13 protein-coding genes are annotated in these 16,676 nt (G+C 63.3%); 4 read left to right on the top strand and 9 right to left on the bottom strand.

Annotated elements, in window-relative coordinates; all coding sequences use genetic code 11:
* Positions 1–85: 85 nt before the first annotated feature.
* Both EB812_RS03610 and EB812_RS03605 read left to right on the top strand, forming a co-directional pair.
* Complete coding sequence (locus EB812_RS03610) at positions 86–805, top strand: class I SAM-dependent methyltransferase (RefSeq protein WP_118229983.1); 720 nt, start codon at positions 86–88, stop codon at positions 803–805.
* Positions 802–2,550: a YcaO-like family protein gene (locus EB812_RS03605; protein WP_118229984.1), complete on the top strand. Its 1,749-nt coding sequence runs from the start codon at positions 802–804 to the stop codon at positions 2,548–2,550. Before EB812_RS03610 ends, EB812_RS03605 begins: the two co-directional genes overlap by 4 nt.
* 14 nt (positions 2,551–2,564) lie before the next feature.
* Here EB812_RS03605 and EB812_RS03600 read toward each other — a convergent pair whose 3' ends face one another.
* Positions 2,565–3,737 (bottom strand): HlyD family secretion protein, encoded by a 1,173-nt coding sequence (locus EB812_RS03600; protein WP_118229985.1) that lies wholly within the window; start codon positions 3,735–3,737, stop codon positions 2,565–2,567.
* Positions 3,738–3,894: 157 nt separating this feature from the next.
* Between EB812_RS03600 and EB812_RS03595 the strand changes: the two genes are divergently transcribed.
* Positions 3,895–4,614: a hypothetical protein gene (locus tag EB812_RS03595; protein WP_118229986.1), complete on the top strand. Its 720-nt coding sequence runs from the start codon at positions 3,895–3,897 to the stop codon at positions 4,612–4,614.
* Between the two features lie 170 nt (positions 4,615–4,784).
* On the opposite strand, the gene cfa is transcribed toward EB812_RS03595, so the two are convergent.
* The 8 genes from cfa to EB812_RS03555 form a co-directional block, all read right to left on the bottom strand.
* Positions 4,785–5,912, bottom strand: a complete 1,128-nt coding sequence (cfa, locus tag EB812_RS03590; protein WP_118229987.1) for a cyclopropane fatty acyl phospholipid synthase — start codon at positions 5,910–5,912, stop codon at positions 4,785–4,787.
* Positions 5,913–6,014: 102 nt separating this feature from the next.
* Entirely contained in the window at positions 6,015–8,114 is a 2,100-nt protein-coding gene (locus tag EB812_RS03585; RefSeq protein WP_118229988.1) for an HD-GYP domain-containing protein, read from the bottom strand.
* Between the two features lie 53 nt (positions 8,115–8,167).
* A complete protein-coding gene (locus EB812_RS03580; protein WP_236031536.1) occupies positions 8,168–8,878 on the bottom strand; it encodes a transglutaminase-like cysteine peptidase in 711 nt (236 codons plus the stop codon).
* A 669-nt stretch (positions 8,879–9,547) separates the two neighbouring features.
* Complete coding sequence (locus EB812_RS03575) at positions 9,548–10,324, bottom strand: MetQ/NlpA family ABC transporter substrate-binding protein (protein WP_118229990.1); 777 nt, start codon at positions 10,322–10,324, stop codon at positions 9,548–9,550.
* Positions 10,325–10,360: 36 nt separating this feature from the next.
* Positions 10,361–11,071: a methionine ABC transporter permease gene (locus EB812_RS03570; protein WP_118229991.1), complete on the bottom strand. Its 711-nt coding sequence runs from the start codon at positions 11,069–11,071 to the stop codon at positions 10,361–10,363.
* Positions 11,052–12,050 (bottom strand): methionine ABC transporter ATP-binding protein, encoded by a 999-nt coding sequence (locus tag EB812_RS03565; protein WP_118229992.1) that lies wholly within the window; start codon positions 12,048–12,050, stop codon positions 11,052–11,054. Before EB812_RS03565 ends, EB812_RS03570 begins: the two co-directional genes overlap by 20 nt.
* 124 nt (positions 12,051–12,174) lie before the next feature.
* Positions 12,175–14,367 (bottom strand): glutamine synthetase III family protein, encoded by a 2,193-nt coding sequence (locus EB812_RS03560; RefSeq protein ID WP_118229993.1) that lies wholly within the window; start codon positions 14,365–14,367, stop codon positions 12,175–12,177.
* A 325-nt stretch (positions 14,368–14,692) separates the two neighbouring features.
* Positions 14,693–15,115: an FKBP-type peptidyl-prolyl cis-trans isomerase gene (locus EB812_RS03555; RefSeq protein ID WP_118229994.1), complete on the bottom strand. Its 423-nt coding sequence runs from the start codon at positions 15,113–15,115 to the stop codon at positions 14,693–14,695.
* A gap of 289 nt (positions 15,116–15,404) precedes the next feature.
* Here EB812_RS03555 and lysA point away from each other — a divergent pair, with 289 nt between their 5' ends.
* Complete coding sequence (lysA, locus tag EB812_RS03550) at positions 15,405–16,676, top strand: diaminopimelate decarboxylase (RefSeq protein ID WP_118229995.1); 1,272 nt, start codon at positions 15,405–15,407, stop codon at positions 16,674–16,676.

The following is a 16,676-nucleotide window of genomic DNA, read 5'->3' as shown; positions in this document are numbered from 1 at the left end:
TCAGACCCAGAGGATTGCCTTGCAGGACGAATCCGGGTAAAAGGCAAAATTTCAGCACGCATTATTTTTATAAGGATCGCGCTTCATGACCGCAGATGCACCCCTGGACGCCCTGCTCGCCCGCATCCGACAGGATTTTGATGTGGATTTTGAGCCCCTGGCAGTGGACGACAACACCCTGCACGTGCTCACTATACGCAACATGCCGCAATACATTGACAAACTTTTGCAGCGCAAGGCCGTTCACAATCCGCTCAAGGATCTACCCCTCTGGGCCAAGGTCTGGCCGGGCTCTTTTGTACTGGGTCGCCTGCTGCGCAAATACGCCCCGGAGAGCAAAAGTCTGCTGGAGCTGGGCGCGGGCTGCGGCGTGCTGAGCCTGGTGGCCGCGCGCTACGGCTTTGCGCGCATGGTGGTGAGCGACGTGGTGGAAGACGCCCTGCGCTTTGCCCGCGCCAACGCCCTGCGCAACGGCCTGGGCGAACGTCTTGAAGTGACCAGGGTGGACGTGACCGCGCCGGGGCGCGACCCGCGCTTTGCGGCGGGCTTTGACCTCATGGCGGCCTCGGAACTGCTCTATCTGGAGTCCCTGCACCGCCCCCTGATCAAATTTGTGGACCGCCACCTGGCCCCCGGCGGCAAGGCCCTGTTCTGCACGGACATGGCCCGCGCCCAACCGCACTTTGCCAAGCTGGCGGCCAAAACCTTCACGATCACTGAAGGTCACATCGGCGTCACTGCGCACGACGAAGACGGCCAGGACCAGCGCCGCCTGTACAGCATCCTCATTCTGGAGCGTCCATGAACAGCCTGCCCCGCGTTACCCTGACTTCCTGCCCCAAGGGCTACACCCGCGACCTGGACAAGGCCATGAGCCCGGCCCAGACCATAGCCCGCGTGCGGCAACGCCTGACGGCCTCGCATCTGGATGTGCTCAGCCGCACCCGGCGCGTGGATGTGGGCCGCCTGGGCATTCCTGTTTTTCTCAGCGAATGCGGCGCGGACGCCCGGCGCATCATGCCTACCCGTAAGCAGATGGGCAAGGGATCCTCGCCGGAGCAGGCCGAAGCCTCAGCCCTCATGGAACTGATGGAGCGCTTTGCCTTCTTCCACTTCTGGCAGCAACGCCCGCAGCTGCGCACCGCCACCTGGAGCGAGGCGGAAACGCTGTTCGGCGCGGACCTTTTGCCGGTGGAAGAAATGCTGCGTTCGGTGGACGAAACGAGCCTTGCGCCCGCGGCGGCCCGGCGCGTGCTGGACTGCTGCGCCTGGCAGTTCTACCCGGCCACCCGCCTCGACAACGGCGCCACAGTCTGGCTGCCCCTGGACTGGTTCAAACTGCTGGGCGAGTTCAACGGCACTTCGGCGGGCAACACGCCGGAGGAGTCGCTGTTGCAGGGGCTCTGCGAACTGGTGGAGCGACACGTCTGCTGCCGTGTAGACCGAGAGCGCCCCGCCCTGCCCACCATCGACCCCCAATCCTGCCTGCTGGACCCTGTGCTGGGCGAACTGCTGGCAGATTTCGCGCAACAGGGCGTGCGCCTGCTGCTCAAAGATTTTTCGCTGGGCATGCCCGTGCCCACAGTGGCCGCCCTGGCCTGGGATCCCACCACCTTTCCCCAAAGCTCCGAAATCGTCTTCACGGCGGGTACGGCGGCTTCTCCGGCCAAGGCTGCGGTGCGGGCCGTGACCGAGGTGGCGCAATTGGCTGGCGATTTCTGCACCAATGCCTGCTACGAGGCTTCCGGCCTGCCCAAATTTACCGAGCTTGCCCAGACCCAATGGCTGCAAACAGGCCCCACTGTGGCTCTCGACAGCCTGCCCAGCGTGGAGCATGACGATATTCTGGAGGAACTGCGCGCGGCCTTGGCCGGTCTTGCGCCCACCAAGGTCTACGCGGTGGAAACCACCCACCCCCGCCTGGGCATTCCCGCGCACTACAGCGTGGCCCCCGGCCTGGCCTTTCGCGAGCGGGATCGCAACCAGTGCCTGGGGCTGTTTGTAGGGCGCAAACTGGTGGAAGAGGCGGACGAAGATACGGCGCGGCAGGGGCTGGAAGTGCTGGCATCCTGCTATCCCGACGCGCATTTCCTGCCGTTTTTTGAAGGACAGCTGGCCCTGCGTGCCCAGAACTGGGAGGCGGCTTCGGCCCTTTTCGCCGCGGCCCGCCCCCTGCAGCCCGATGCCGACGCGCGCGCCTTGGCCACTTTTTACCAGGGCTATGCGCAGACCCTGGCCGGGCACTGGCAGGAAGCCATCCCCATTCTGGCCGAGGCTGCGGACCTCTGCCCGGAAATGAAGGAATACGCCAACCTGCTGGGTGTGGCCCGGTTCAAAACCGACGACTACAGCGGCGCGGCACAGGCCTTTGCCGCCGTGCTGCGGGTGGACAAGGGGTCTGCCGTGGACCTGGCCAATCTGGGACTGTGCGAAAAATTCATGGGCAAGACCAAAGAAGCCCGCGAACACCTCTGGGCCGCCCTGGAACTGGACCCTGGCCTGGATTTCGCCCGCAACCACCTGGCGGAACTGGAAGGCGCGCAAGAGTAGCCCGCCCCCGGCGTTCACCACAGGCTGCGAGTGCGCACGCTGCAGCGCGCAGCCATGCCCGGCACAAGTCCGCTGCTGTCGGCAACATCCAGACGGATGCGCACATAGGTCAACGCCGTGTTGTTTTTTACAAATGCGGGCTCTGCTGCGGGCGCAGCCGCGTCGCCCGCCGGCGCTACTTTCTGCGGCAGCAAGTCTGCCACTGTGCCCGCAAGAATCCTGCCGTCCGCCTCCAGGCGCACGTCACAGGGCTGGCCGGGCTTAAGCCGGCGAGCGTCTTCAGGCAAAAAGCCGGCCCGCAGCCACAAGCCGCCGCTGGCCGCCTCCCCTTGCGGCAACAGCAACACCAGGGGTTCGTCCCGCGCGGCTGTCTGGCCGGGGGTTGCCAGCACGCGCAAAACCAGCGCGTCCTGCGGCGCGCGGAGGGTTGCCTCCGCCACAGGGACGGGCATGGGCGCATCACGCCCCGCCGGCTGCCTATAGCGCCCGCGCGAGGTCAGTTCCTTATAGCGCAGAAGTTCGCTGCGCACCCGCCCCAGTTCCTGGTCCAGGGCCGCGCGAATACGGCTGACTTCTTCAAAAGCGGCAGTGGCCCGGTCCATGGCGTCGCGGGTTTCGGCTTCGGACCGCCGGGCTGCGGCATAGACGTTCTGCCCCACCACACGCGCGCCGCCCTGACTGTCCAATCCGCGCAAATGGAGCTGGGCGCGCACGTGGGCAGCCACGCTTTCCTGCCGCTGTCGCTGTCGCATATCCTCTTCATGCCGCGCCTGGGCCAGACGGCGCACCATATCCTTTTCCGCCGCTTCGGCGTCCCGCAGGCGTGCGGCGGTTTCTTCCCTGCCGGGCGGACCGGCCATGCGCCGCAGATCGTCGGCCTCGCGCGCCGCCTGACCCAGGCGTCGGTTGTAGTCCGCAGCGTCCAAACGCGCCAGCAGCGCGCCCTGGCGCACTTCCTGCCCCGGCCTTACGCTCACCTCCAACACCCGGGCGCTGTAGGACGGGGCCACGCTGAGCACCATACCGTCCAGCTCGGCGCGGGCGCTTTCCACCCGCCCCGAATCCACCCACCACCAGACCGTGCCGACCGCTAACAAGAGCACCAGCCACAAGGGCAGCAGGCGCAGCCAGAGGGGCGGCCGGGAACGCACGGCAAGGGGCATGGACAGAGGGACAGATTCTTGCATAACGGCTCCTGCAGGGCGGCAAAGGCTCTACGCGCCCCTGTGCAAAGCCTATGCAGGGACCGTACCAGAACCCTTTACAAGGCTGGCCGGGACGCATACAACCACGCGGTACGGCCCGAACGCGGCCGCCTGTCAAATATCCGCCGGAGGCTTGTGGATGTCAAAGACAATACTGCGACTGTGCGCTCTGCTCTGTCTGGGCGCGCTGGCGGGCTGCGGCAGCACCCGCCCCGTGACGGTGGTGCAGAAGGACCAGTTCATCCGCATGGCCCATGAAATGCCCAAGGAGCTGCAGGCCCGCAACCTGCTGGACAAGGACGGCTCCTATGTGGCGCCCTTTTCTTTTGCCGGGTTCAGCGACTACGGCGAGATCCTGTTCCGCCGGCTTTCACCTTCCTTCCTGAAAGCGGATACTGCCCACGACGTCTACCTGGGGGCCACCTTTGCGGCCACCCTGCAGCCGGACAGCCGGGTCAAGCGCTGGTCCGACGGCTTTGCCATTAACCACGCCACCCAGAAGGTAACGGTAAACATGGTGGCCATTGCAGACTGGAACAACGACGGCGAAGACGAGTGGATCGTTTCCTGCCTGGTGGAGCCCAAATGGGGCGGACGCACGCGCACCTATTATGTGCTGGTGCCGCCCCCCCGCTCGGACAAAGAAACCCTCAAAGGCACCCTGGCGGCCATTTACGAATGCTTCGGCCTGGCCTGCAACCTTTATGTGCGCGACAGCCGCGTCATTGAGCGCGACGCCGCCGACCCGCTGGTCCCGCCCACCGTCGTGCAGGACGTGGTGCCCGGCCTGCAGCCCGTGACGGAACCCCCCAAGGCCGGCGGCACAGACAAGGGCGGCCTGGAAGAACGCAACCTGTAAGCCCCTTTGGCACGGCTGTGGCCTTTGGCGGCAATAAAAACGCCCGCTTTCCCGGCGGGCGTTTTTATTGCGGAATGCAGACCGCCCCAGCAAAGCGGCGCAGCAAAGTAAGGATATGACAACCGGCGCAACCTGCCGCCATGCGGCCACAGCCGTGCCGGGGCGGATCCCTATACGCCGGGCCGCAACAACGGCGGGCGTACATAACCGCCGGGCAGGCCGCGCGGGCTGAGCACGATTTGCCAGACCTGCAGGTCGCGGGCGCGAAAGGCCCCGGCGCAGCTCAACAGGTAGTACTGGAACATGCGGGCCACTTTTTCAGAACAATGGAAGGCCCCGGCCGCGCGTCCGGCCGTGAAGTTGCGGGCCCAGGCCATGAGCGTTCTGTCATAGTTGGCCCCCAGGTTGTGCCAGTCCTCCATGATGAAGCGGCCGGTGACGGCCGTGCCGATGCGGTCGATGCTGGGCAGAATGCCGTTGGTAAAGATGTACTTGCTGATCCAGGGGTCCACCGAGCGCATGGTTTTGTTGGCGCCTATGGTATGCAGCAAAAACAGCCCGTCGGACGCGAGCAGACGGCGTACCGTATGCATGAACACGGCGTAATTTTTGTAGCCCACATGCTCGAACATGCCCACGGAAACTACCCTGTCGTAGGTTCCGGTGAGGGAACGATAGTCTTCCAGCAGCCATTCCACGTCCAGGCCCTGGCTGTTGGCGCGGGCGTACTCCACCTGCGCCTTGGAAACGGTAACCCCCGTGACGCGCACGCCGTATTCCCGCGCCATATAACGGCCCAGGCCGCCCCAGCCGCAGCCTATGTCCAGCACGTGCATACCGGCCTTGAGGTCCAGCTTGCGGCAGATGAGGTCCATCTTGTTGCGTTGGGCTTCCTCCAGGTTGGACGCGCCCTCCCACAGGGCGCAGCTATATTGCATGGCCGGGTCCAGCATGGCCGTGAACATGTCGTTGCCGAAATCATAATGTTGCACGGCCACCATACGCGCCCGGCCCACCCGCTGCAGGTTGCAGAGCGTATAGGCCAGGATGCCCAGCAGCACGGGCGGGCTGAACCGGAAGCGGCGCTCCAGCCCACCGCTGAGAATGCGGTAAAAAAAGGCGTCCAGGGCCTCGCAGTCCCACCAGCCTTCCATATAGGCCTCTCCCAGGCCCAGGTTGGCGTCGCGCAGCACTCTGGCATAAAGTCTGGGGTTGTGCACCTTGATGTCCCAGGGGCGGGAGCCGTTGATGGTCACGTCCACTGAGGCAAGCATCTTTCCAATAAAAGATTCGAGCATGGCTGTTCCCTCGCGTGGCAATACGGATGCAGGGCCGGTGGCGGCCCCTTTTTTGCACCTACATCCAACGTGAAGAAATGACAACCAGACCAAAGAGCGGGGCTACCGACCGGCAGGGGCCTCCCCGGCTTCCGGCCCGGCCCCTGCAGCCGTGCTCAAGGCCGCCTGCAGCATCTTGGGCGGCAGTTTCGCCAGGGCTTCCACCACGCGCTGGTCAAAACCCGCGTCCGTACGCAATCGCCCAATGGCTTCCTCCGGGCTCATGCCCGCACGGTACGCACGGGAGCTCGTCATGGCGCAAAAAGCGTTGACCACAGCCAGAATGCGGCCGTTGGCGTCGATGGCGTCGCCCTTGAGACCGCGCGGATGCCCACTGCCGTCCATGCGTTCGCCTATGGCATACACGGCTTCGGGCACGGGCAGGCCAAAGCGCAGATCGCGCAGGATATGGTAGGCAAATTCCGGGGCGCGCATGACCTGCTGCTGCTCTTCCGGCGTCAGCCTGCCCGTCTTGGTCAGCAAATGGCGCGGCACAAACAGCCGCCCCACCTGCGATACGCGGGAGGCCAGACGCAGCGTCTCGCTGTCACGCTCCGCAAGGTCCATCTGGGGGGCCAGCACTTGCACGAGCTGTTCCATCTTCTGCGAATGGCCGACCAGGTTGGGGTCCACACTTTCCACGGCGCGCACCAGGGCAGCCATACTGCTGGCCTGACGGGCCCGCTCGGCCTCGGCCTGGCGGCGGAACTCCGTAATATCCTGAAAAATACCCACCCAGGCGCCTCTGTCCTGGGCATCGTCGTCCTGTTCAGCAAAGGGGAACAGGGTCACCCGGTACAGACGGGCCACCTCGCCGTCACCCAAGGTGATCTCCAGGCTGTCCGCAACGCCTCCTTCTGGCGTTCTGTCCAGCAGCGCCGTGGACGCAGGCCCGGGCAACGCACGGCGCAGGTCTTCACCCGCCAGGCTTTCTTCCTCCCGACCCAGCATGCGGGCAAAAGCTGGATTGCACATCTGCACCCGGTTTTCACCATCCACCAGCAGAAGCCCCACCTGCAAGGAGGCATTAACGCTGTCCAGCAGGGCCTTCTGCCGCCGGATAACTACATACAGCCGCTGAAAATGCTGCGCGTTGGCCCGGTGCGCGCGGCTGACCAGGGTGGCCCACACAAAGGCCAGCAGCAAAGCCGCGCCAAGACTGCCCAGGAAGCCCAGGCCGTAGATCTGCTTTTTTTGCTGCAGCAGCAGACTGTCCACAGCCGGGGCCGGGGCTTCCACCACAATGCGCCAGTCCTGAGCAGACAGCAGGCTGTCCACAGCGTAGACCATCCCCCCCAGCACGCCGGGTCGCCGCTGCAGCGCGGCTGAAACCGGCGCCACAGGTTCCCGCACCGGGGTAAGGCGCAGCCGGCCTTCTTCCACAAACAGGGCTTCCACACCCGCCGCGCAGCGCTGCAGCAGGCGGGGTGCAAACAGACGCTGTTGCTCCGGGCTCACGGCCAAAAAGGCCGTCAGGGCCTTGTCCATGGGCACGCTGACCAACAGGGCGGCTACTGAACGATTTTCACCGCCGCGTCCCAGCACTTCATACATGGGGACAGCCACATCCATAACCAGGCCATCGCCCAAAACCCGCACGGGGCCGTGGCGCAGCGCCCGGTGCTCCATGGCGTTGCGGGCCAGGGCCAGCTGGGCCGCGCCCAGTTCCGGCGCGTCCCTGGGCGCGACCAGATCCTGTCCGTGCAGCCCCACAATGCGTGCCGCCGCCCACTGCCGCCCACGGGCCGTATCCTGCAGCAAATCGCTCAGATATTCTTTCTGATCCGCCAGGCTGGCCAGAGCCGCATCGTCGTTTTCGGCAGCGTCGGGCGCGTCAAGCGCGGCCACGGCCTCCGGCGGCAGCGCCGCCACATCCACGGCGAACAGCCGGAACATTTCCGCCGTGCTCACAAAGCGCAGCTGATCTTGCAGGGCGGCATCCCAGGCGCGCACGGATTCCTTGGCCTTGTCTGCCCAGGCCTGCTGCATGTCGCGCTGACTCGCCAGAATTTCCTGCGTCATGTTGCGCAGCTGCAGGGTGCAAAGCACATAGGCCAGCGAGGCCGTTACGGCCAGCAGCAGCAAGCCCGCCCACGCCGCCATCACTTTTTTTATCCGATAGCGGTTGGCGGCCATTCCCTTTGCGGCAAGTTCTGTCTTCATACTGTACAACCCATTCTCAACCTGTGGAACGCCCAAGTGGACGCCCCCAAGGGTTACGGAACCCGGCTCACCTGCAGGTGGGCCCAGCGCCCCTGCTCATTGACGGAATACTGTGGCCGGTACTGCCGCAGCCGGTCATGGGGCAGGATGGCATTACTGAGATTATCCAGAATATAGGCCGTACCGTCCATATACACGGCCAGCACCGCATGCCCCAGATTGCGCACGGTGTCGCGCACCACCACGATGCGCATGGTTTTGGGCGAAAGGCCCAGTTCCTTGAGCGTAAAATATTTTATGATGGCGTAGTCTTCACAGTCGCCGGAGCGGCGCAAAAATTCCTGAGGAATGGCCCAGTAATCCTCTCTGCCCCAGACGTCCCTGTCCTCTCTGTATGGCCAGGCATTCCAGAATGCGTTGACATAACGCAGCAGCGATACGCCCTTTTTCCCGGCAGCACCGGCGCGAAACTGCGCCCAGGTGACGCCTTTTTTCAGCACTTGGCCAGGGGTAAAAATACCATGTTGCGCATTGCGCTTAAGCAGCTCAAGCCAGCCCGGCAGAGAAGAAAGAGGCCGCCTGAACTCCACCGTGCCAAACAGGCGCAACGTCGTATGCGGCGGAGCGGATGGCTTTGCAGGGGCCGCTGGCGACGATTCCTGATCAACGGCGGGCAGGGAGGCCACGGCATCCGCACGGCTCTGGGGAGGTCCGGCGGACTGGGGGCGGACAGCGGCGGGATTGTCCGGGGCCGCCTGGTCCACACGGGTCTGGCCTGCGGCAGCCCGGTTTGCGGCAGCCTGGCCGGAACTTTGGGCCGCGTCCGCAGGGCGGGGGGCGGCAATCTGTGCGGGCTGCGTTACAAAAGCGCGCGCTGCATCGGGCGCAGGGGGGGCGGCCTTTGCGTCAGCCCCGTCAGATTCCGGCGTTGCGGGCAGCGCAGGGGTTGCTTCGGACAGCGCGTCCCGCCTCGCCTTCCCTGTGGCCGCAACTGTCGCCGCAGACGGGTTTTCCCACGCCGCAAGAACGCCCCGGCTCCACTGCGGCGCAAGGCCCGTTCCCCAGAACAGGAGGCAGATCAGAAAAAAAATTCCGGCCAGGAGCGCGACGACTCCGGGCCGGGAACAACTGCGCTTCATAGGTGGTCCACAGACAGGATTGCTTGGGCGTCCGCACCACTCTGCCATTGCCCGGAGCGGAAGGCAACGGCCGCACGGCCGCCTATGGCCTCTACCCTGCCGCCCCCAGAAACAGCGGCGGCTGCGGAAAATTTCCGCAGCCGCCGACACCGGGCAACGGTTCCGGATGCTAGAGCAGTTAGCGAATGAAATGAGTTAACTGCTCTGCAAGGATTTTCTTGAAAATCCTTGCCACGAAATGCGAGAAGGCAGGCTTTTGCCTGCCGTAAGCGAGCATTTCAAGTGTTAACTGCTCTAAAAGGCGGGCATAATGCCCTTGGGCACCAGCACCTTTTCGATATACGCCTTCACTTCCGGAGACTGCACGGCCTTGACCAGGGCCTTGGCCTTGGGGCTGTCCTTGTCTGCGGCGCGCACCACAATGATGTTGGCGTAAGGGGATTCGCTGCCCTCCATGGCCAGAGCGTCCCGAGCCGGGATGAGGCCTGCCTCGCCCGCAAAATTGGTGTTGATGACGGCGGCGGTCACATCCTCCAGAGTGCGGGGCAGCTGGGCGGCGTCCAGCTCGTGAATTTTGAGACTGAGCGGATTTTTGGTGATGTCGGCCACGGTCACCAGCGCGCCGGGCTTGATGCCGATAAGGCCCTTGGTTTCCAGCAGGCGCAGGGCGCGGGCTTCATTGGTAGGGTCGTTGGGCACGGAAATGATGTCGCCCTTTTTGATCTGGTCCAGCTTTTTGATTTTTTTGGAATAGATGCCCAGAGGCTCAATATGCACCTTGGCAATGGATACAAGACCCAGGTTCTTTTCCTTGTTCATATTGTCCAGGTAGGGCTGATGCTGAAAAAAGTTGGCGAACAGCTGCTTGCCGGCCAGGGCCATATTGGGCTGCACGTAGTCGGTAAAGTCCTTGAGCACCAGGTTGTAGCCTTCTTTGGCCAGCAGGGGCTTGGCCACCAGCATAATGTCCTTGTGGGGAAAAGGCGTGACGCCCACCACAATGTCTTCGGCAGCCAGGGCGGGGGCGGCCATCAGCAGCAGCAGAACCAGTGACGAGAGCAGACGTTTCATACAGACTCCTTTACGCAAAAAGGTGAAGGCCGCGCCTCAGCGCAGCAGTTTGTAAAGCAGATTGCAGAGGCCCTGAATGACCAGCACCAGGATGCAGAGGATCACCACAGAATAAACCATGATGTCCACCTGAAAGCGGTTGTAGCCGTATTTGACGGCCAGATCGCCCAGACCGCCGCCGCCCACGGTGCCCGCCATAGCCGAATAGCCCAGCAAGGTGATGGCAATGACCGCCACGTTGAGCACAATGGAGGGCAAGGCTTCCGGCAGCAGCACACGAAAAATGATCTGCCCGTTGCTGGCCCCGAAGGACCGCGCGGCCTCAATGACGCCCTTGTCCACCTCCAGAAAACAGCCTTCAATGAGGCGGGCCACAAAGGGCGCGGCCGCCACGGTGAGGGGCACAATGGCCGCGGCGCTGCCGATGGAGGTGCCCACCACCAGCCGCGTAACGGGGATAATGGCAATGAGCAGAATGATGAAGGGGAAGGAACGCAGCAGATTGACCACAAAATCCACCACCTGGTAAACCGGGCGACAGGGGCGCAGGCTCATGAGGGGATTGGTCACGATCATGAGGATGGCCAGTAAAAAGCCCGATGCCAGAGAAAAGACCGTGGAGAGCAGCACCATCTGCAGCGTCTCCCAGGTGGCGGTGACGATTTCCGGCCACTTGTCCAGCAGGCGCTCCCACAGGGGCCAGAAGATCTGCGCCGCCGCGCCCATGTCAGTCAGCTGCCCGGTCATGCGCCGCCTCCTTCTCTGCCTGCGGATACTCCAGAATCTCCCAGTACAGCCGGTGGTCCTTCAGGTAGCGCAGCACAGTGTCCCTGCTCTGGTCCGGCACGTTGATGATAAGAAAGCCGAACACGTCGTCCAGGTAGCGCTCCAGCTTGCCGCCCACAATGGAAAAGTCCAGGTCCAGGCTGCGGGCCATGTGGGTGATGACCGCCTGCTGCGAGATCTCCCGCGGGAACATGAGCCGGATGTTGGTGCCGCCGGGGATGAGGGTGTATTCATTGTCGGCAAAAGCCTGCATATCCTTGCCGGGCGCGAGAAAGAGCTCCTCTGTCCGGCCCAGGCCCACGGTGCGGCCGTTGTCCAGCAAAAGCAGGCTGTGGCAAAGGCGCTTGACCACCTCCATCTGGTGCGTGACCATGATGATGGTCAGGTGCAGACGCTTGTTGATGTCCTCCAGCAGGTCCAGAATGGAGGCCGTGGTCTTGGGGTCCAAGGCCGAGGTGGCCTCGTCGCAAAGCAACACCTGCGGATTCAGGGCCAGGGCGCGGGCAATGCCCACGCGCTGCTTCTGCCCGCCGCTCAGACTCTGCACCCTTTGCCCGGCTCTGTCCGCCAGGCCCACCAGTTCCAGCAGCTCCATAACCCGCTTACGCGGGTTGCCCTTGTGCCAGATGGCCAGCGGAAAGGCCACGTTGTCAAAGACATTTTTACGGGCCATGAGATTAAAATTCTGAAAAATCATGCCCATCTTGCTCTGCAGCTCACGCAGGCGGCGGCCTTCCAGACCGGCCACCTCCACGCCCATGACCTTCACGCTGCCCTTCTGGTACGGCTCCAGACCGTTGAGGCAGCGCAGCAAGGTAGACTTGCCCGCGCCGGAATGCCCCACGATGCCGAAGATTTCGCCCTCGTGCACGCACATGTCAATATTGTGCAAGACCTCGTGCGCGCCGTAGCTCTTACAAAGACCGCTGACCTCTATCATCCGTCCTCTGCCTGCTGAACCGCCTCAAAATACTACCCTTGCCGCACGGCACGCCCGCCCCGGAAGCCATCTGGCGAAAGCCCTGGGCGCGACGCCTTCGCAGAGGGTCGCGCCCGCCCTGCCGCTACTTGCCGAACAAAATCTCCTGATAATTGGGCAGGGGCCACAAATCGTCGGCCACACGGGTTTCCAGATGGTCCGCATAGCGGCGTACCTCCTGCATTTGCGGCAACACGTCGTTGCAGTAGCGGCGCGCCGCATCCATGCCCATGCCCAGGGCCTCCACTTCCGCCAGTACCGCCTCCAGTTGCCCGCAGGCGTCCTGCAGACCGCGCAGGTATTCCGTCACCTCATCCAGGGTGCGGGTGCGGGCTTCCTTGCCCACAGCCTGCATCTGCGCCGCCGTGGCGGCCAGTTCGCCCTGATAGCGCATGCCCGCCGGGAAGATGACCGTACGAGCCATGCGGATGACCAGATTGGCCTCAGTGCGCACGCTCTTGCAGTACTGCTCCAGATAAATTTCCTGTCGGGCCTTGAGTTCCGCGCGGTTGAGCACGCCATGGGTTTCGTAAAGCGCAATAACTTCAGGCAGGGTCAGTTCGGGCAAAGCCTCGGGCGTATTGCGCAGGTTGGGCAGACCACGACGCACGGCTTCCTTGTGCCAGACCTCGGAATAGCCGTCGCCGTTGAAAATAACGGCGCTGTGCTCGTCCATGACATGGCCGATGAAGGATTCCAGGGCGGCGTTAAAGGGCATGCCCTCGCCCAGTTTGCGTTCCAGCCAGTCGGCGGCAAAGCCCAGCGAATCGGCCATCATGGTGTTCAGCGCCGTAATGGAACCTGCAGCGGACTGGCTGGAGCCCAGGGCCCGGAACTCAAAGCGGTTACCCGTAAAGGCCACGGGGCTGGTGCGATTGCGGTCGCCGGGGTCGGCGGGCAGGGCGGGCAGGGTGTCCACACCCAGGTTAAGGGCCCGGCGCTTTTTGCCGTTGGCGGCGTCCTCCACCCTGCCGGCGCGGAAGGCTTCAAAAACTTCCGTAAGCTGGTCGCCCAAAAAGATGGACATGATGGCCGGGGGCGCTTCATTGGCGCCCAGACGGTGGTCGTTGCCGGCGCTGGCCACAGTGGTGCGCAGCAGGCCGCCGAACTTGTGCACGGCGCGGATCATGGCCGCACAAAAAACCAGAAACTTGGCGTTGGCGTGCGGGGTCTCGCCGGGGTCGAACAGGGAACCCAGCTCCGCGTTGCCGATGGAATAGTTGACGTGCTTGCCCGAACCGTTGACGCAGGCAAAGGGTTTTTCGTGCAGCAGGCACTTGAGACCGTAGCGCTTGGCCACGTTGCGCAGCATGGACATGATGATGTGGTTGTGGTCCACGGCCAGGTTGCTCACCTCATAGAGGGGCGCGATTTCGTACTGGCTGGGGGCCACCTCATTATGGCGGGTGCGCACGGGCACGCCCAGTTTGTAGAGCTCCCGCTCCACTTCCATCATGTAGGAAAGCACCCGCTGGGGGATGACCCCAAAATACTGGTCGCTGAATTCCTGCCCCTTGGCCGGGCGCGCGCCAAACAGCGACCGCCCGGCGATCTGGATGTCGGGCCGGGCAAAGTTGAAATTGTGGTCGATGCAGAAATATTCCTGCTCCAGCCCGGCGTAAGAGATGACGGGGTGCTCAGTTTCCTCGTCAAAGAGGCGCAGCACCCGTTTGGCCTGGCGGTTGAGGGCCTGAGCCGAGCGCAAAAGCGGCGTTTTTTTGTCCAGGGCCACGCCCGTCCAGGAAAGGAACATGGTGGGAATGCACAAAAAAGTGCCGTTGGGGTTTTCCATGATATAAGCGGGGCTGGTCACGTCCCAGGCCGTGTAGCCGCGCGCTTCAAAGGTGGAGCGCAGGCCGCCGGAAGGAAAGGAGGAGGCGTCCGGCTCGCCCCGGATGAGCATGGATCCGGAAAATTCGGCAATGACGCCGCCGTTGCCGTCGGGCATGAGGAAGCTGTCGTGCTTTTCCGCCGTCTGTCCTGTAAGGGGATAAAAAATATGGGTAAAGTGGGTAGCGCCTTTTTCGATGGCCCAGTCCTTCATGACTGCAGCCACGGTATCGGCAATGGCAGGGTCCATGCGCTCACCGTATTCTACGGTCTTATGCAGAGCCTTGTACACGCTCTTGGGCAGGCGCTCGCGCATGACGCGGTCGTTGAACACGTTGCAGCCAAAAATATCCGTGGGTTTGGTATCCGCAAAGTTGAGGGGGGCCGCTTCCGGACGATAGCCGGTAATGGCCTGGATGGCGTCGTATCTGGCGGTATTGCTGCTCATGAAAAACCTCTTGCTGGAAGAGAGGGGGTTCGGACAAAGGTTCGTGCACAGGGCTTCCGCGCCGCGCGGCTGTCGCAAAAAACGGCGCTGCGACAACCGCGTCGGAACGGTGGTTATGCTGTCAGAACGGCAAAGCTCCCCGGCCGCAAAACAGACGCGGCGGGCTGCCGTCAACGCGGCTTTTCAGGACAATTCCACTGTAAAAATGCCCCGGCAACTGCGCAGGCAGGCATCCCCTATGGGGCGTAAACGCAATGTATTTACACCGATAAGCACCGGAGTGAGCCTCACAACATTTTGAGAATGCACCTTCTCAAAATACGCGCTAGCCGACGCTGACGATTTCTATTTCAAAGGTCAGGCTTTTGCCCGCCAAGGGGTGATTGGCGTCCAGGGTGATTTCTTCCGGGCCCACTTCGGTGATGGTCACGTCCATCTGTCCCTGCTCGTTGGAAAGCTGCAGGGGCACGCCCACATTGAGGGGAATATGGTCCGGCACCTGGGCGCGGGGCACGGTGAAGATCAGCTCCGGGTCCGCCTCGCCGTAGGCTTCTTCGGGGGCGATGGTCACGCTGACTACGTCGCCGGCCTCGTGCCCTTCCACGGCGCTCTCGAAACCGGGGATGAGCATGCCCTGGCCCTGCACGAATTCCAGAGGATCACGCTCCCGCGAGGAATCGAATACCGTGCCGTCGTCAAGGGTGCCCGTGTAGTGCGCGCGCACCGTGTCGCCTTTTTTGATGCCCATAACTACTCCATTGTCTGGGGTGGGCCCGCCGCAACCGATCAGCGTTGCCGGCTGCGCAACGCGCCCTTGATGAAGATAGCAGAAAAACACGCCGCAGGCCTTCTGTCAATGCGGGCAGACCTGCGGCGGCTGCGGCGGCCCCGCGCCCCGCCAGCGGGCTTGTGCGCCCGCTCAAGTATCTTGACAGCGCGGCACAGAGAACCAATAATGATTATTTGCCTGTTCCAATCACACCGACCAGGGCCCGAACCGGACCAACCCTGCGTTTTCGGCACTGCATGAGGTACGTATGTCGCATATCCGATCCAGCTATACCGACGCCTGCTCTTTTTACGGCCGCCACACCCCCCGCGAACTGGCCGAAACTTACGGCACCCCCCTCTATGTCTACAACGAAAACATCCTGCGCCAACGCTGCCGCGAGCTCAAGGGGCTTTCCGCCCATCCCGGCTTTGGCGTGAACTATTCCGTCAAAGCCAACGCCAACCCGGCCCTGCTCAAGGTGGCGCGCCAGGAAGGCCTGGTGGTGGACGCCATGAGCCCCGGCGAACTCCATATGGACGAACTGGCGGGCTTTACCCCCAAAGAAATCCTGTATATTTCCAACAACAACTCCGCTGCGGAGCTACAGAACGCCATGGTCAAGGGCCTGCTCGTCAGCGTGGATTCCCTCTCTCAACTGGACCTGCTGGGCAGCCTCAACCCCGGCGGCAAGGTCATGGTGCGCTTTAACCCCGGCATCGGCGCGGGGCACCACGCCAAGGTCATCACGGCGGGCAAGGCCACCAAGTTCGGCGTCACCCCGGACAAGCTGGACGATGTACTGGCCCTGCTCAAGCGCCACAATCTGACGCTGGCAGGCATCAACCAGCATATCGGTTCGCTGTTCATGGAGCCGGACGGCTACCTGAACGCCGCCACGGTACTTCTGCACCTGGCCGAACGCCTGCCCGCGGCGACCCTCGCCACGCTGGAGGTCATTGACTTCGGCGGCGGCTTCGGCATCCCTTACCACAAATACGACAACGAAACCCGGCTGGACATGGCCGACCTGGGCGCGCGGCTGCACGCCCTCATCAGCGACTGGGCCGCCCAGACCGGCTACCAGGGGCGTTTTCTTGTGGAGCCCGGCCGCTATGTGGCCGCCGAATGCGGCGTGTTGCTGGGCCGCGTGCACGCCGTGAAAAACAACGGCGACAGGCGCTATGTGGGCACGGACCTGGGCTTTAACGTGCTGGTGCGCCCAGCCATGTACGATTCCTTCCACGACTTTGAAATCTACGAAGCCCCAGGCGCGTGCGCACGCGACGCCCTGCCGCAGACCATTGTGGGCAACATCTGCGAAAGCGGCGACATCCTGGCCAAGGACCGCACCCTACCCGCCCTGCATGAGGGCGACGTCCTGGGCGTGCTGGACGCCGGGGCCTACGGCTTTACCATGGGCTCCAACTACAACATGCGCCGCCGTCCGGCGGAAGTGCTCATCCAGAGCGACGGCACGGCACGGCTCATCCGCCGGCGTGAAAACCTTGAAGACCTGGCGCGCTGCCTCCTGGATTAG

Origin of the sequence: Desulfovibrio legallii (genome assembly GCF_004309735.1) — a bacterium.
Lineage (GTDB): Bacteria > Desulfobacterota > Desulfovibrionia > Desulfovibrionales > Desulfovibrionaceae > Desulfovibrio > Desulfovibrio legallii.
Note: the sequence above shows the minus strand (reverse complement) of the source record. Positions and strands in the feature narration are given on the sequence as shown.

Coding starts and splice junctions, on each gene's coding strand:
- cfa (WP_118229987.1), bottom strand. CDS start 5,912: ATGCTCGAATCTTTTATTGGAAAGATGCTTGCCTCAGTGGACGTGACC.
- EB812_RS03560 (WP_118229993.1), bottom strand. CDS start 14,367: ATGAGCAGCAATACCGCCAGATACGACGCCATCCAGGCCATTACCGGC.
- EB812_RS03605 (WP_118229984.1), top strand. CDS start 802: ATGAACAGCCTGCCCCGCGTTACCCTGACTTCCTGCCCCAAGGGCTAC.
- EB812_RS03570 (WP_118229991.1), bottom strand. CDS start 11,071: ATGACCGGGCAGCTGACTGACATGGGCGCGGCGGCGCAGATCTTCTGG.
- lysA (WP_118229995.1), top strand. CDS start 15,405: ATGTCGCATATCCGATCCAGCTATACCGACGCCTGCTCTTTTTACGGC.
- EB812_RS03565 (WP_118229992.1), bottom strand. CDS start 12,050: ATGATAGAGGTCAGCGGTCTTTGTAAGAGCTACGGCGCGCACGAGGTC.
- EB812_RS03585 (WP_118229988.1), bottom strand. CDS start 8,114: ATGAAGACAGAACTTGCCGCAAAGGGAATGGCCGCCAACCGCTATCGG.
- EB812_RS03575 (WP_118229990.1), bottom strand. CDS start 10,324: ATGAAACGTCTGCTCTCGTCACTGGTTCTGCTGCTGCTGATGGCCGCC.
- EB812_RS03610 (WP_118229983.1), top strand. CDS start 86: ATGACCGCAGATGCACCCCTGGACGCCCTGCTCGCCCGCATCCGACAG.
- EB812_RS03600 (WP_118229985.1), bottom strand. CDS start 3,737: ATGCAAGAATCTGTCCCTCTGTCCATGCCCCTTGCCGTGCGTTCCCGG.
- EB812_RS03595 (WP_118229986.1), top strand. CDS start 3,895: ATGTCAAAGACAATACTGCGACTGTGCGCTCTGCTCTGTCTGGGCGCG.
- EB812_RS03555 (WP_118229994.1), bottom strand. CDS start 15,115: ATGGGCATCAAAAAAGGCGACACGGTGCGCGCGCACTACACGGGCACC.